The 16400-nt window shown below is 37.8% G+C and carries 12 protein-coding genes; 3 read left to right on the forward strand and 9 right to left on the reverse strand.

Annotated features, from left to right (window positions below):
* Positions 1-7: 7 nt before the first annotated feature.
* Complete coding sequence (gene recQ, locus YWA_RS0113555) at positions 8-2122, forward strand: DNA helicase RecQ (protein WP_022829059.1); 2115 nt, start codon at positions 8-10, stop codon at positions 2120-2122.
* 237 nt (positions 2123-2359) lie between these two features.
* Here the strand turns inward: recQ and YWA_RS0113560 are convergent, their stop codons facing one another.
* Positions 2360-3076 (reverse strand): CDP-alcohol phosphatidyltransferase family protein, encoded by a 717-nt coding sequence (locus YWA_RS0113560; protein WP_022829060.1) that lies wholly within the window; start codon positions 3074-3076, stop codon positions 2360-2362.
* A 171-nt stretch (positions 3077-3247) separates the two neighbouring features.
* On the opposite strand from YWA_RS0113560, the gene YWA_RS0113565 reads away from it, so the two are divergent.
* Together YWA_RS0113565 and YWA_RS0113570 are read left to right on the forward strand one after the other, a co-directional pair.
* A complete protein-coding gene (locus tag YWA_RS0113565; RefSeq protein ID WP_245557720.1) occupies positions 3248-4315 on the forward strand; it encodes a putative type IX sorting system protein PorV2 in 1068 nt (355 codons plus the stop codon).
* Positions 4316-4334: 19 nt separating this feature from the next.
* Positions 4335-5456 (forward strand): lipoprotein N-acyltransferase Lnb domain-containing protein, encoded by a 1122-nt coding sequence (locus YWA_RS0113570; protein ID WP_040472222.1) that lies wholly within the window; start codon positions 4335-4337, stop codon positions 5454-5456.
* A 186-nt stretch (positions 5457-5642) separates the two neighbouring features.
* Here YWA_RS0113570 and YWA_RS0113575 read toward each other — a convergent pair whose 3' ends face one another.
* From YWA_RS0113575 to YWA_RS0113615, 8 genes are all read right to left on the reverse strand, one after another.
* Complete coding sequence (locus YWA_RS0113575; RefSeq protein WP_022829063.1) at positions 5643-7040, reverse strand: exopolysaccharide biosynthesis polyprenyl glycosylphosphotransferase; 1398 nt, start codon at positions 7038-7040, stop codon at positions 5643-5645.
* A gap of 308 nt (positions 7041-7348) precedes the next feature.
* The gene (locus YWA_RS15160; protein ID WP_022829065.1) at positions 7349-8719 is read right to left on the reverse strand and encodes an O-antigen ligase family protein; all 1371 of its coding nucleotides are present in this window, start codon (positions 8717-8719) and stop codon (positions 7349-7351) included.
* Positions 8712-9794: a glycosyltransferase gene (locus YWA_RS0113590; RefSeq protein ID WP_022829066.1), complete on the reverse strand. Its 1083-nt coding sequence runs from the start codon at positions 9792-9794 to the stop codon at positions 8712-8714. The genes YWA_RS15160 and YWA_RS0113590 overlap by 8 nt, the downstream gene beginning before the upstream one ends.
* Positions 9791-10909, reverse strand: coding sequence for a glycosyltransferase family 4 protein (locus YWA_RS0113595; protein WP_022829067.1), 1119 nt, complete (start codon positions 10907-10909; stop codon positions 9791-9793). The genes YWA_RS0113590 and YWA_RS0113595 overlap by 4 nt, the downstream gene beginning before the upstream one ends.
* A 425-nt stretch (positions 10910-11334) precedes the next feature.
* Positions 11335-12327 (reverse strand): glycosyltransferase family 2 protein, encoded by a 993-nt coding sequence (locus tag YWA_RS0113600; protein WP_022829068.1) that lies wholly within the window; start codon positions 12325-12327, stop codon positions 11335-11337.
* A complete protein-coding gene (locus tag YWA_RS0113605; protein ID WP_022829069.1) occupies positions 12324-13856 on the reverse strand; it encodes a glycosyltransferase family 2 protein in 1533 nt (510 codons plus the stop codon). The genes YWA_RS0113600 and YWA_RS0113605 overlap by 4 nt, the downstream gene beginning before the upstream one ends.
* Positions 13857-13861: 5 nt before the next feature.
* The gene (locus tag YWA_RS0113610) at positions 13862-15004 is read right to left on the reverse strand and encodes a glycosyltransferase family 4 protein (protein WP_022829070.1); all 1143 of its coding nucleotides are present in this window, start codon (positions 15002-15004) and stop codon (positions 13862-13864) included.
* On the reverse strand, positions 15004-16398 hold the full coding sequence (locus tag YWA_RS0113615; RefSeq protein WP_026718814.1) for a glycosyltransferase family protein: 1395 nt from the start codon (positions 16396-16398) through the stop codon (positions 15004-15006). The genes YWA_RS0113610 and YWA_RS0113615 overlap by 1 nt, the downstream gene beginning before the upstream one ends.
* Positions 16399-16400: the final 2 nt, after the last annotated feature.

A 16400-nucleotide genomic window follows, 5' to 3' on the forward strand; every position in this document is an offset into this window, starting at 1 on the left:
ACGCCTTATGTCTAACGAACTGCTGCACGCCAAATTAAAAGAACATTTTGGGTTTGAAAAATTCAGACCGAATCAAGAAAGCATCATACAAACAGTGCTGTCAGGAAAAGATACGTTAGCCATTATGCCAACGGGTGGCGGTAAATCGATTTGTTTCCAACTTCCCGCGTTATTATTCAACGGTATTACAATTGTAGTTTCTCCCTTGATCGCGTTGATGAAAGATCAGGTGGACAGCTTGAAAGCCAATGGAATTGCCGCTTGTTTCATCAATTCCACCCAATCTTCCGAAGAACAACAACACTACATTGAAGCTTTGCGAAACAACAGCATCAAGCTTGTTTATGTTGCTCCTGAAAGTTTATCCTATTTGGACCAAGCGTTTGACTCACTCGAAATTAGCATGATTGCGATTGACGAAGCCCATTGTATTTCGGCGTGGGGACACGATTTCCGGCCTGCTTATACGAATTTGGGCTACCTCAAAAAACGTTTTCCCACTACTCCTATTTTAGCCTTAACCGCGACTGCCGACAAAGCGACGCGTACCGATATTGCAACACAATTGAACCTTGCTGAACCTAAAATTGTAGTCGCTTCTTTTGACCGTAAAAACTTGAGTTTAGAAGTCCGACCTGCCGTGGATCGCGTAAAACAAATTATTGAATTTATAGAACGAAAGCCCAATGAATCGGGAATCATTTATTGCTTGAGCAGAAAGACGACGGAAGAATTGGCACAAAAATTACAACAGAAAGGCATTAATGCGAAAGCGTACCATGCGGGTTTAGAAGCAAAATTACGGGCAAAAACACAAGATGATTTCATCAACGACGATTGTCCTATTGTTTGCGCTACCATTGCTTTTGGGATGGGAATAGACAAATCAAATGTACGTTGGGTAATTCATTACAATTTACCAAAAAATATTGAAGGCTATTACCAAGAAATTGGCCGTGCCGGACGCGACGGATTGCCTTCGGAGACCATTTTATTCGAAAGTTATGCGGATGTAATTCAATTGCAAAAATTTGCTTCTGAAGGTTTGAATGCCGACTTGCAATTGGCCAAACTCGAACGCATGCGACATTATGCTGACGCTTTAAGTTGCCGTCGGAAAATCCTGCTTTCTTATTTCGGAGAATTGGTCACGGAAAACTGTGGCAACTGCGACATTTGTCAAAATCCACCGGTCTTTTTTGACGGAACGATATTGGCACAAAAAGCCTTATCGGCCATTACTCGTTTGCAAGAAAAAGAACCAATGACGTTGATTGTAGATTTTCTTCGGGGTTCTAAAAATGCTTCGATATATGAAAAAGAATACCATCAATTGAAAAGTTACGGTATTGGTGCCGAAACGTCGTGGTACGATTGGAATCAGTATCTGATTCAGTTGATCAATCTTGGGTATTGTGAAATTGCGTTTCACCAAAAAAACAGGATTCTACTCACTCCTTTGGCAAGAAAAGTTTTGTTTGAAGGCGAAAAAGTGCTTTTGACCGCTGTGGTTCAAAAATCTGTGGCGAAATTAGTTCTGAAGGAATCGAAAGCAAGTGCTGCAAAAAATGGTTTATTTGAAACGCTTCGCCAATTGCGTTATACGATTGCTAAGGAAGAAGGCGTGCCGGCTTATGTTATTTTCAACGATGCCACGCTTCGCCAACTCGAAACCGTCCGACCTATGAGTGAAGCGGAATTCTTAACAATTGACGGTGTTGGAAAAGCAAAACTTGAAAAGTACGGAGCCGAATTCATTGACGCTATAGCTGAATTCCAAAAGAATAAAAAGATTCGCGTCAAAAAAGAAGGAGCGACTTATAAGGAAACCTTGGCCCTTTTTACGAAAGGCGTTTCTGTGGAGGAAATTGCGCAACAGCGGAAATTAGGCGTTTCCACAATTCTGTCGCATATTGCAAAATTATATACCGACGATCATATTACGGATTTGAGCACTTTCGTAACGCTTGAAGAAATTGAGCAGTTGAAAGAAGCCCATAAAACCATTGGATCTGCATCAGTTCTAAAACCGTACTTTGATTACTTCGAAGAACAAATCGCCTACAGCACGATTCGTATGGGATTAGCGGTGATTGAGAAAGAGGAAGTGAGAAGATTGTAGAGATTAGATAATAGAGAATAGAAGATAGATTTTAGAAATTAGAATACGGACAATAGAAGCGTGAATCAGAAACGCACTAAACTTTGAAAGTCGTTAAGTTTGTGTCAATTAAAGTCAATGCTGTGTTACTACTTTTAAAATTGCCACCAATCCAAATTCTAGAAAAATACAGAATGTTCTAAAAGCAAAGTTCTCTCCAATCTCAAACTCTTCGCTCTAAATTCTTTGTTCTTTACTCTAAATTCTTTGCTCTTTCCGCTTCAAATTATTATTCACCACAGAAAGCAATACATACATAATAATCACAAGTGGAATTCCTAAATATTGGAACGCAATTAAAAGCGCAATTGACGCCGTTAAGAATCCGATTTGCAGTTTGTTTTTGGCAAAATTAAATTCTTTGATTTTCAATGAGAACAAGGGAATTTCCGCATTCAACACATAAGCACTTAAGGCCGTTACTGCTAAAAGCACCCACTGATTTTCTAAGATTGTACGGATGAATTCGGAATTTGTGTGTTGTAAAACGAGCGGCAAACTCAATATAAAAAGGGCGTTGGCAGGTGTTGGAAGTCCAATGAATGAGTCGGTCTGACGGGTATCGATGTTGAAATTAGCGAGTCGGTAGCACGATCCCAATGTGATGATAAAACCTAAATAAGCAATCCAATTGGTCGTTTCAAAATTCCCTTCACACAACATGGCAAACATTACAAATCCGGGTACTAAACCACTCGTCACCATATCTGCTAACGAATCCAATTGCAAACCCAGTTCGCTTGACACTTTAAACAAACGAGCGAAAAAGCCGTCGAAGAAATCCAGAAAGATACCTAGACTTACAAAGAAAAACGCCATTTCGTAATTGAATCGCACTGCGAAAACTAAAGCAATACAACCCGAAAATAAATTCAGTAACGTAATTAGGTTGGGAACGTGTTTTTTAATGTTCATAAGTGTAGCATTTTGAAAAACAAATTTAATACAATAACTGAAAGACAAGCACGTTTTTAAGAGAGATTTTTAATGTGTCTTTTTCAGTCCCCTATTTTGAATGAAACACCTTAATGCTCATTAAAAATTTATATTTTTACGCTCTCAATTAATTTTGCTAAATACCGGCTTTTGAAAAACATCGCGTTGATACCTCTTTTACTGATCACCTTCACTTCCAGCAGCCAAGTGGTGCGAAAATATTCAAATGAATTTATGAATATTGGCGTAGATGCCGCGGCTTTAGGAATGTCTAATGCATTGGTCGCCAGTACGAACGATGTGAATTCGGCGTATTGGAATCCAGCGGGGTTGGTGCATTTAGAAGACCACCAAGGCGCTTTGATGCATGCGAGTTATTTTGCCAATATTGCCCAATACGATTATGCGGCTTACGCCAAACCAATTGACGATCGAAGTGCTTATGCCATTTCCTTTATCCGTTTTGGGGTCGACGATATTTTGAATACCACCGAATTAATTGACGGCCAAGGCAATATTGATTACAGTCGGATTAAGTTATTTTCAGCAGCTGATTATGCTTTTACGTTTTCTTACGCCCGAAAATTACCCGTTCCTGGCTTTCAATATGGTGTGAATGCAAAAGTAATCCGACGCGTCATTGGGGATTTCGCCAGCTCTTGGGGTTTCGGATTTGACGTCGGTTTGCAATTTGAACGCAACGATTGGAAATTTGGTGTAATGGTCCGCGACATCACCACGACCTACAACATTTGGAACATCGATGAAGAAGCGTACGACAAAATAGCGAATGCCATTCCCGGTCAGAATCAAGAATTACCTGAAAGTACAGAAATCACTTTACCAAAAGCCCAATTGGGAATTTCTAAAAAGTGGGAGTTTCACAACGACATGAGTCTTTTGGCAGCGACGAATTTGAACATGCGTTTTGCTCAAACCAACGACCTTATTTCTACTAGTTTTGTGAGCATTGACCCTGCTTTGGGATTTGAAGTCGGTTATACTGATCTGGTTTTCTTTAGAACCGGTGTGGGAAATTTTCAAAACATCACACAATTGGACGGTTCACAGCAAGTTGGGTTCCAACCCAATATCGGTGTGGGATTCAAATACAAAGGCATCCAGATTGATTATGCGTTAACGGATTTGGGCGACCAAAGTGCGGCGTTGTATTCCAATATTTTTTCATTGAAAATTGATTTGGGTATTTTTAGATAAAACTATTTCGGTTGTAATTATGAACAAAATCTACCTTCTTTTACTCTTCTTTTTTGTCCAAAACATTTTGGCACAAGCAAGTCCAGACGACGCCATCCAAATAAGTGTCTTAACCGTTGGCGTTGCTGATGAATCGCATTCTTTGTACGGACACACCGCGATTCGGATCAAGGATGATTTTAGAGGGATTGATCAAGTGTATAATTACGGCATGTTTGATTTTAGAACACCGAATTTTATACTTCGTTTTGTAAAAGGCGACATGCAGTATTTTGCGGGAGCGTATCCGTATGTTGATTTTGAAGACAATTACCGCTTTGAAAATCGTTCTATTTACGAACAAACGCTTGCATTGTCTACAGCGAAGAAACTGGCCCTTATTTCCGCTTTGGAAGAATCAATTACAGGAGACGACAAATTTTACACCTACAAATTCATCGACCGAAATTGCACGACAAAAGTGGTGGACGTTATCAATGCCGTGTTGCAAAAAGATATTATTTACAAACACGACGTTTCCGAATTGACCTATAGAGATGTGCTGTATCCGTATGCTGAACAGCCCTTTTTTCAACGGTTGGGTATTAATATTATTTTCGGTGCGAAAGTCGATGAGCAAGCAACGCGTATTTTCCTGCCGTTTGATTTGAAGAATAATCTGGACCAAACCGAATATAAAGACAAAGAGCTCGTAAGTGAACGTAAAACACTTTTTGAGGCGAATCGCGTTCCAAAGACTGTTTGGTGGGATTCTATTTACACGTTGATTTTCTTCTTGGTACTTATTGTTGTCGTTAACAAAAAAGCAGTCACAAATGGCTACTTCCTATTCATTGGAGTTTTGGGAATTTTCTTTTGTGTGGTGGGGTTTTATTCTTTTCACAAAGAATTACTGTGGAATTACAACGTACTTTTATTCAATCCTGTTTATTTGTTTGTCGCTTATTTTGGTTGGCAAAAAAACCGAACTGCTTTGTTGTGGAGTAGTTTTATAGCCCTCGCCAGTATCGTGGTATATTTATTATATATGCTGAACAAAATCCACTTGGGAATTGTTTGGCCGTTTATGGTGGCAAATGTGGTTTTGGTGGTAAGAGGGTTACTTTTGGGAGTGGGGAATGATCAGGTAGTTAAATCTTAAAGCATTGGTTGACTAAGATAGAGCGTAATAAGAATTACCTCTAAAGAGCTAAATGTTTGATCTCGCAAAGACGCGAAGACGCAAAGTGTCGTTATTAAAAATTCCTTAAAACTACCCCATTCCTCGCGTACAAAATTGTTCTGAAATAAATTCTCACAACCTACAACTTACAACCTACAACCCTTCCTACTGCCCTCTCGCGAACAAAACTGTACTAAACGTTTTAATTAAAATGTTCACGTCCAAGAAAATGCTTCGGTGTTTGATGTAATACAAGTCGTATTGAAGTTTGATAAGGCTTTCCTCAATGGATTCGCCGTACGAATAATTGACTTGAGCCCAACCCGTTAATCCCGGTTTAATGACATGGCGGGTTTCATAAAAAGGCATTACAGCAGACAATTCTGCTACGAAGTACGGCCGTTCGGGACGTGGACCGATGAATGCCATGTCGCCTTTGAGGATGTTCACAAACTGCGGAAACTCATCGATACGGGTTTTGCGCATGAATTTGCCGAAAGGCGTCACCCGTAAATCACCTGTTGTGGAAAATACTGCTCCATGTTGTTCGGCGTCGCTTCGCATGGTGCGGAACTTTAGTATTTCAAAGGGAATGCCGTTTTTTCCAACACGTGTTTGCGTGTAAAACAAACTGCCTCTGTTTCCGATTGCATTTCCAATAAAGACCAAAGGAACTAGAAGAAGTCCGAGTGTTAGTCCAACAAGTGACAACACGATGTCGAACAACTTCACAAACGACAAATAAAACTGGTTGTGATTGGATCTACTGAACGGGAAATACCGATAAAAATCTGTATTGAAATGCTGTATGGGTATCCGAAACGTATTGCTTTCGTATACTTGAGTGTACTCTCGAATGATGTAGCCTTGTTCCAACAGCGTTAAGACTTGTTGGTACAAATGCGGCGTAATTCCTTCCGTACGGTGTGATGCAATCACCACTTCTGAGATCGAATTGGCGAAAGCAAACTCTTTTAAGCTTTTCTGTTCTATTACTTCTTTAAAGGACTTCGCGACGTAATCCAACTTCCGTGTGCCGTCCAGCAGATATACCGCTACCACTTTATAATGCGGGTTGCTTTCTTCAAGTGCATTTACTAATTCGCCACAATCATCGGCACCACACAGCAGAACGACCCTTTTTTCAAAGCGTTGGGATGCTAGAAATCTTTGGTAAAAAAGACGCCACAACAGCAAAGCGATGAACACACCGCCGAAGAAAAACAAAATCTGTAACCGATTGAGGGGTAAAGTTGGCGTTAAAATCGGTGTCAGTAAATAGAGTAGAACCGTTGTGGAGGAAGTCAGTAAAATACTTTTGATGACTTGGTACTGATTGCTTGCCACTTGCAGGTTGTACATTTCAAAAACAGTTCCAATAATGGTCAGATAAATGCTGAGTACTACCGCCCATCTTGCGTTATGAATTGAGAGTAAAAAGTAATCAAAACTAAAGAACACACTCAATAAATGCAACACGAGTAATACAAATGCAATGTCGCAAAACCGCAGCAGGATTTTACGTTCAGAAACTTCGAAATGCATTTTACGTTTGTTCTTCATGGATTGCTGCGCTACACAAGAGTTGGTAATTTACCCCTATTGAAACAAATATAGCATCATTGCCGTGTAAAATTTTATGTAAATTTAATAAAAATTATCAATTCCTCCATTCAGCAGAGAAAGAGGACCGTTTATCGGTAGAAGGTGGAAGATGGAAGGAAGAAGATGGAAATATGGAAGATGCTAGAAGGTTGGAAGATGGAAGAAGATGGAAGAAGATTGGCAGATGGGTAGATTGGAAGATAGAAGGATGGAAGATCGAAGATCGAAGAAGATTGGAAGATTTATTCATCTCCTATTTAAGTTTCTCATACTGCTGCAACTTCTTCAGCGGTTTCATCCTCATCTGTGTTGTTTGGACTTGAGAAGTTTACTTTGAGTAGCGCTAAACTGTACACAAAAGCGGGAGCGGCAATTCGCATAGCGGCGTGATTGATGGTCAACAGCCAGAACACCATAAATACCAGTGCGAAAATCTGATAACGGTTGCCTAAGTACAATGCAATGGGCGTTATGAATAAAATCAGCAATCCTGCTAAACCTAAGCTTCCGTGTTCGGCGAGCATTCTGGTAATTTCATTGTGACTTGCCGCTTCAATACCTGTTTTTTGTTCCCGTATTTCTTTGTTTTTTCCGACGCCAACTCCCAGATAGGGATTGTTTAAAAACATATTCAGTTCCGTAGCGATTAAGGTTTCACGACCCGACAACGCACTTTCCTTTTTCCGGCCTCTGGCATCTTCATTGGCGTAGCGTTTGTCAATCAATCCGCCTGTTTGAATGGAGGTGTATCCCCAAATGAGTAGACCTGCAAAAGCAGCGATTCCTGTTGTGACTAAAATTTTACCTCTCCCTTTTAATCCAACGATTCTGTAGAGTACAACTAAAAAAAGAACCATCATAATTAAACCGGTCAGCACTCCGCCTCGGGAAAAGGTGACAATGCCACGAAACGCAAAAACCAGTACTAAAATTCCGTTTATTATTTGCAGTTTTTTAGTGGGTGCGTCTAACAGCAACTTGGCAAATGCAAAAAACATTCCGAGTCCGAGAACAGTGGCGACTTGATTGGGGCCAAATCCACCCGATGTGGCAAAATTAGACTGCGTACTTGTCACTACATCTCTAACACTTGGTGTAAACAAAATTAAATTGACCACCATCGCGACAAGTGGCAACATAAGCATCGTCAGTACGTCTTTGATCCGTTCAAAACTAATACTTCTTTGAAACGTATAAATCGCACAAACTCCTAAACAAGCTGGTCCTGTTATATTAAATGCTATGGCTTTTCGAATATTGGCGTCAAGCGACAAACTTTCAGTTGCAATGAAAATACCAGGCAGTAACAATGCGAGAAAAACGACGTATAAGAAAGCGCCTTTGGAAAAGCCTTTGTAAAACATACCAATTACCATAAAGATCATCACCGTGTACTTCCCGTATTCATTTAGAAACGCAGCGTCTATCATTTTTAAATAGACATCTATACCTGTGAAGTAAGCAGCCATTAACAGCACTTCATTGTTGCGGTTTTGGGTATTGATGACATACAGTAGACCAAAAATAAACACACCTACACCGTATATTTTTCCTATAAAAGGCAGGAAGAAAAATAAAAACCCCATCCCCACATGCAGGAGCACAATAAATAAGTAAAATTGTTCTTTTTTAGTCATTATTTCCTTGAAGTACCTTTATATAATTTTCTAAAATTGTGTTTTGAGCATATTCAGTAGTAATTCGATTAGTAACGTTCAGCATTCGTTCTTCAAAAGAAATAGCATTTATTTCAATTGACTTTGTAATAGCTTTTAATTTAGCCCTGCAAAGCTGTTCCTCTTTGGGATCAAAAAGTAAAGATTCTTCTTTCAAAATAGCGGTACATTCGCCTACATTTGTTGAAAAAAGTGCCAATCCCGCTGTTGAATATTCTATTAATGTTACCGGAAAACCTTCATACGTAGAGGCCAAAACGCCTAACGTACTCTGACTTAACACAAAGTTTACATCAGTACACTGGTCGTAAAAATAGACATTCTGTACTGCATTTGTGCGAATGTAACTTTTTAAATCAGAAGAATACGTGTCGTTAAAATCTTTTCCAATGAAATGCAACGACCAATCGGATTTGTGAATACTAGATTTCCAAAATACTTCTAAAAAAAACAGGTGGTTTTTAGGGGGCTTTAAATTAGCAACCATTACGATTCTTCGGCTTGGTTTTCCTTTTAAAAAAGTAACTTCTAACTCATTTGCTTGGGGAGCTACAAAGTTCGGTAACTGTATAATATTACTGCACTTTAAATGTGTGGTTGCCCAATCCTTTAAATCCTCATTTACAACAATTACTAGATCAAAGAAAGAGGAACATCGTATGAGCATTTTATTAACGGACGAATTGGCTTTTGCTCTATTGCCAAAATGGTCGTGCCAAATTACTTTGATTTTCCTACATGATAATTTCAGTACTACTGCCCAAAAAAAAGACGTACTGTGGGCGTGAATATGCGTAATTTTCTTTTGTATGCAAAATTTTCGCAGTCCATTAAAAGCTAAAACGTCAAAATTATTGTTTTTATTTACAAAGAAATAATCCACGTTATTACTTAGAGATTCTTTCAAAACACCTTCTTTTCTAGTGCTTGCTAAAGCAGAATAGTCAATCGCTTCTGCCAAACCATTTGCATAATGCACGGCCATTCGTTCTGCACCGCCAGCGTCTAAAGAATCGATGAGTTGGAGTATTCTCATGACTTTAGTATTTGTTGGATTTCGGCCTCAAAATAATCCAGTGTATACGTTCTTGACCACGCCGCAGCGGCTTCTCTTTTCTTTTGAAAAAGCACCTTCTCTTTTAAAAGTGCGCTTATCTTCGCACTATCTATTTTAATATCCATTTCCAAAACAATGCCTCGAGTGCCGTGGTCTAGCATCGTAGGCACACACGAAACAGGCGTGGCTATTGGAATGCAACCCCAAAACATGCCTTCGGCAATGACTTTTGGCCAACCTTCACTTTTAGAAGGCAATAGCACAAAATGACTACTTTGATAGGCGTGCTTCAATACGTCTGCGTTTTGGTTGCCGTGCAAAATCAGATGCGATTCTAATTTTAAATCGACTACCATCTGTTCTAACTCTTGTCGTAAAATACCTTCACCGTATACATCCAAGTGAATAGTAGGAAAGGTCTCTTTCAGTTGGCTTATCAGTTGAATGGCATACTGTGGGTTTTTACCCACCACTAAACTTCCCGCAAAAACAAATCGAATTTTAAGCGCGTGTTCCAATGGTACTAACGGCACTATTTCGCTTTTATAGTAGGAAGCGGTAAAAAAAGGTTTGATGTTTTTGGAGCTATTGGGCCATTCGCCGTAGACCAATACTTGCATATTTCTAGTGAGAAACGTGTTGGACACGATCCACTTTTGCAACCGGTAACTCCAAGGTTGTTTGGACTTTGGATCCCAATTCCCAGCATACTTGGCTGATTTGGTTTTGGATGGAAAAGCAATTTGCACAATACTTCCCAGTAATCCCATATTTCCTGGACACCTTAGATGGATGTGATCGGCGGATTGCATGGCTTTGAAAATTTGGTAGATTAATTTCGGTAATTTAAAAAGCGAACTAATTATTTGTTTACTTGATGTCAACTCAAATGCAGGAACTGCTTTAAAATCAATTTTATTGGCACTATAAGGTAAATCAATTTCAGAAATTGCACCTGTTTGGATCGGTGCGACTATAATGACTTCATCCACATACCGAAGCCAAATATTCATTTCGCGAACGTAAGGTCCATAGCCGTAGAACTGATCCTCTTTTTTAATGTGATTCACGTGCGTGATGATGCAGAATTTCATGTATTTGTAAATTTACAGATCGTGTTTGACTATGTGGTGCTGATCAATCTAAAACTTTATAGTAACTGGTAATTCTAAATATTGCTCCTGAATTATTTTGTAAATATACGATTTAGCTTTAATTGTGCGGTGTGTATTATCTATTGATGAAGTTGCTGCATTCTGTTTCTGATTCCGATGCGTTACGCTCCATACTTAAGGGTTAAGTCTTTTTGTTACAGACAAAGCAAACTTCTTCCCTCTCACCAGCAGACCCTATTATTTTCTGTTTTACATAATATTTTTCATACATTACTCATACACTATCCATACTTGTGGCATACCTCTGGCATAGACCAGGTATGTAGCTAATTTGAGTTTGACCCGTACTAAAATAATTATTTAGTTGACTGTATTGTCATTTTAAGGAACTTAATTTATGCATTTTACTTCGGCGTATTAAATGCTAAACTACACCAACCCACAATTCTTCCAGCAGTTTCCGTTAATGCTTGCTTTTTATCAGCAGAAGTAATGATATTTGTCGCGCGAATACTAATCAATAGTACCGTTACGGCATGCCATTTACAGCGATCTTTAAAATTAGGACTTGGATTTTTAACTCTCCAAACATACCAACCGTTGCGCACTACCATTTTTCCGTATTGAAATTTATTTGGCCGTCCGGCGGGATCGTGGTAATGGCTCAATTGGGCACTTGTATTTACAAAAAGTTTGCCCATTTTTGCGACCCGAATTGTAAAATCGGCGTCTTCGTACAATCCATATCCTTCAAAATAAGCAGCGAATTGCAACGTCTCAAAAACTTCTTTTTTAAACGAGGAAACCCCTCCCATGAGTTGTTCTACCTCATATATTTTTCCGGAAGGCGGTAAAAAGCCTATACTGCGGCCGTGCGAATAATTAGAAGACCATCCTGGGGCACAATCCGAATCCAAATGTAACTTTTTCCGAATTACAAATCGACTGCCGTCTTTGCGTTTGTAGCCGTCGTAAAAAAATTCATTTAGGCTGGGTTTGTAGTTATCCTCAACTTTCTGCCACTGCACCTCGTTATTGATATAACCGCCTACTCCTAAGGCTTTGGGATGCAAACTATAAGTTTCTAGTAAATTTTCAAAATAATGGGTATCTAAAACAGTGTCATCATCCAAAAACCCAATAATTTCAGTAGTAGAATTGACTCGCTCTATTCCGAAATTACGTTGTTTCGTTAATCCCCTGTCTTCAGGGTCTACTTTAAAATACACTAGATTCTTGTAGGATTTCGCGGCTAGAACTTCTTTAGTTAAATCATCAGGTGAACCATCAACAATTAATACCTCATCGGGATACAGCGTTTGTTGTACTACCGAATCAAGCAGATCTGTTATTACTTTCGAACGTTTATAGGTACAAATGATAAGGGTTAGTTTCATTTTACTTTATTTAATTCGGTCGCCCAAAAGACACTTTGCTTCCACTGCTTTTGAAACATTTCGTAATAGCGAAATGGATTTTTTATTTTTTGTGCTTTATAATATTTAAAAAAAAGTACAGATTTGTATCCTAAGATTTGTTGTGTCGTATTGTGCTTCATTTTATACAACATTATTGTAGGAGAAGGTTTAGGTTGGATTATTTCTTTACTCCATTTTAAAACTGGTTTTGTCCTAAAGCCACCTATGGGAGCTTTTAAATGTACAATAACCAATTTAGGAACGTATATTACATCTATACCCACATTCCTTAACTGCATTCCAAAATCACTATCTTCACCATATCCAAACTCTAACGCATTGCTAAACTGAACATCATTCAAGCAACGAGCATCTAAAAACGCATTTCCTGAACCAAAAATCGCCGATTGATTCAATAAACTGCTTTTCATTTTTTCCTTTTTTTGCGGATAAAAGGTCGTAATACATTTAAATTTATAATGAAGCAAATACTGTAAAGCGTCCCTTATTAATGTAGATTCAAAACGATTGTCATCATCATTTAAAAAAAACCATTTACTTTTAACTTCTTCTAGTGCTAAATTACGAGCGTTACAAGCACCTGCCCGGTGAGTAAAGATATGTTTGATTTCAAAGGGCCAATTTTCATTTTCAATATAGTCCAATTCGGATACGGAGTCCAGTAAAGGATTTTGCTCAACGATGATTACCCGAACAGGAAGATGCAATTGTGCCTTCAAATCAAGTAAAACATCGTGTAAATACTGCTTTCTTCCTATCGTTGGTATAATTACGTCGATAGTTTCTTTACTTACATCTGACTTTATTTTTTCCGACTTAAAATCACAAGCAACATTATTAACGGAATGCTTTTTAACGAAGAATGTGTTCAACACAGAAAAAAAAGGTACTTTTTTATCATGTAACAGTATATTTAATAACAACAAGTACACCCATATTACTTTATAATGTTGCTTCACAAATTTAAATAGTTGATTGAAATTTGCTTTTGGAAGAACTAACTTCGTAGTTGCTTTAAGTAGCTTAGGGTCGGAATAACAAAATAAGCCTAGAGGTTGGTATATCTTTGCAATACTATTTAAACAATAATCAAAATCAGTCGCGTCCCAACTCCTTTCATCTGTTTGAAGTATAACAGTTGCTTTAATCCCTCCTACTAAACTACTCATTTGCCAAGTGGGATAAATTACTTTTTTAGAAACGTTGATAAAAGGGCTATCCTCAACATAACCGATAGTATCAGTTAAATAATTTTTGATTGGATTATAAGACCGCATACTTCGTCCTGATTCAAATATACTACTACAATAATCCAAATCTATAATCGAACCTACATCTTCATGACTCCAAATAATAATTTTATTCGGAAATTGTAATGCTAAGGTATATACATTTTTCGCTATTGATAAACGGGAATTAAATGGAATTGAAGTATCATCTAAAATTATAGATGTTACTTCCTTGAAGTTATGCATTAGTAAAATCATGATAGTTAAATTAGATTTTTATAAAAAATAATATTTTGCTGTACTATTTTTTGAATATCAAAATTTTGCTTAACAAAGTCAAGCGCTTCCATTCCTATCTTTACCGATAAAGTGTCATTTTGTAGTACGGATATGATTCTATTTGCATACTCCTCATGATTCGAAGGATGTACTAAAAAACCACTTTTACCGTCTTCCATTAATTCTTGAGCCCAACCAAAGTCACTGTTTACAACCGGTTTTTGCATAGCCATGGCCTCAATGGTTACCATGCCTAATGTTTCAGCATAAGTGGGAAATAGGCAAACGTTTGAATTTTTTATATAGGCTTGCACATCGGAATAGGGGATTTTACCCAAATAGGTGACACAAAGTAAAGCTTCTTTTGAAAATTGTTGTTGGACTAAACTCCAGGTGGAATTAGAACCAGTTTGAATATCCGCCGAATCTCCACCAATTAAAACCAATTTAACTTCTGGCATCTCTTTTAATACCTTTTCAAAAATGATTGGCAATTCAAAAACTCCTTTTTTGCGTATAATAGTTCCTATGTAAAGCAACAACCCTTTTTCAAATTGGAGTGGTGAATCGTTCTGAAAGCGCTTTAAATTCAATCCGTTATGTACCGTTTTTATTTTAGCAGATGAGAGTCCAAATAACTTAGCCGAAACTTCTCCCGCAAATTTTGTCGGTGCAACATAACCCTGCGCATTTCGCACAGCTAAGGTTTCATAAAAACGATTCTTCCACTTCTGCTTCCGTTTTTCAAGATGACAAAAATAAGTATCGCTTCCATGAAATCGAATCACTAAAGGAACTTTAAAATTCATAAAGGCGGTTACACCAGTCCAGTCTGCGGCTTCAATTACATCAATTTTATCAGCTTCAATAACTTTGTTGCAATAATTTTGAATATGTTTTCTGTAAAAAAACCACTTGCCCAAACGATAGCTTTTGTTTTCAATAAAGTGATAAGTAATTTCTTTTTCTTGAAAAACTGCTGCTTTGGACTGACCATAGATAAACAGCGTAACCTGTACTCCTTTAGATACTAAAGCCTCTGCTAAATTTTTAATACTGTTTCCTAAACCCGCAGAATGGTTCACTTTGGGATGGGGGTACTCGGGAATTAGAAAAGCGATATGCATTAGGTTATAATTTTACTGATAGCATTCCAAATCTTCTCTGATGCCTTTGTCGGCTCACTTCCCACAATCACATCAAACCATTTTTTACCTACAGGTACGTTAGTCTTTTTTCCATCTAAAATTGACTTAACTATACTTGTCAGCTCCTTTTTATTCTGTACGAAAAGTGCAGCGTCTTTTGACGGCATAGAACGAAAGTGGATGTATTTATAATTTTGTCCAATATCTCGAATTCCTTTCGCGAGTTGCGGTTGTTCATAATCAAAAAATAAACACGATTTATTATGTGCAACAAAATCAAACACCATTGAAGAAGCAATATTTCCAACAAATTCGGTATGATGGCAAATATTAGCTTGTAAAGCAAAATCATCTTTAGTAGGCATAATTTCATTCCAACTTTTACCTATGGGGCGCCATAAAGGATCAATGGAAACAATTACATCTTTATATTTTGCCAATATGGTATCATACCGACCTGTAAAGTCTACTGGACATTTCCGATAAATAATTCCTAAATTATAATCTTGTTTATTTAATTCACGAACAGAAAGTGCTAAATCTTCTAAATAATACTGATCTAAAGGTGAAGTGGTCGTATCATCTCCCGAAAAGCAAATGTATTTTTTATGGGTTTCTAAATTGTGCGTTTTATAAAAATCTGCTTTAGTTTGCAATAAGCTTGTGTCAAAATGACTTTCAAATTGCGGCGTACCTGTGACAAATACCTGTTCTGATTTGACATAAGGACAATATTTCAATAATTCGTTTTTCATGTAATCACTCCACACAAAATAAAAATCAGGCTCAATTAAAGTAGTGGCTTTAGGCAAATTATCCCACGAAAAAATGAAGGAAACGGTAGGAATTCCTAAATCTTGAGCGGCTAAAATCGGTGCAATTGCTTGCGAAGGTCTTGGGTTGGTGCAAAAAATTACTTCTGGACGGCTTTCTTCTAGTTGCTTTTTACAGTAATCATATTTAGAAGTAGAACGTTCTAAATTTTTAATTTGAGTTCTAATGGAATTAACTCCCTCCTCATTCGATTTTGTGGCTACTAAAAAATCCACGTAAAGACTTTTAAAGGCATTTTTAATTCCTTTGTAGGACTGTGGGAAATTATAAGTGTTGTAGACCGTCTCGTTGAATTTTTTATCAAAAACATTCAGCTCGCATCTCTTTCGAGCACGTGTATACACTGTAGTCATCGGATGTATTTCTTGATTTTCGATTTTCAATTCTTCAAAACCCAATTCGGATTTAATTTGAAAAGGGGTATTATTCCAATAACAAATTTCAAAACCCATTGCAGTTCCAATTGCATTAAAATTTGTCAGTGCAAAATTCCGCAATCCGACGCCATCAGGCAAAAATACAAAAGCTTTTTTACTCATAT

Source organism: Flavobacterium antarcticum DSM 19726 (genome assembly GCF_000419685.1).
In the GTDB taxonomy this organism is placed as follows: Bacteria; Bacteroidota; Bacteroidia; order Flavobacteriales; family Flavobacteriaceae; genus Flavobacterium; species Flavobacterium antarcticum.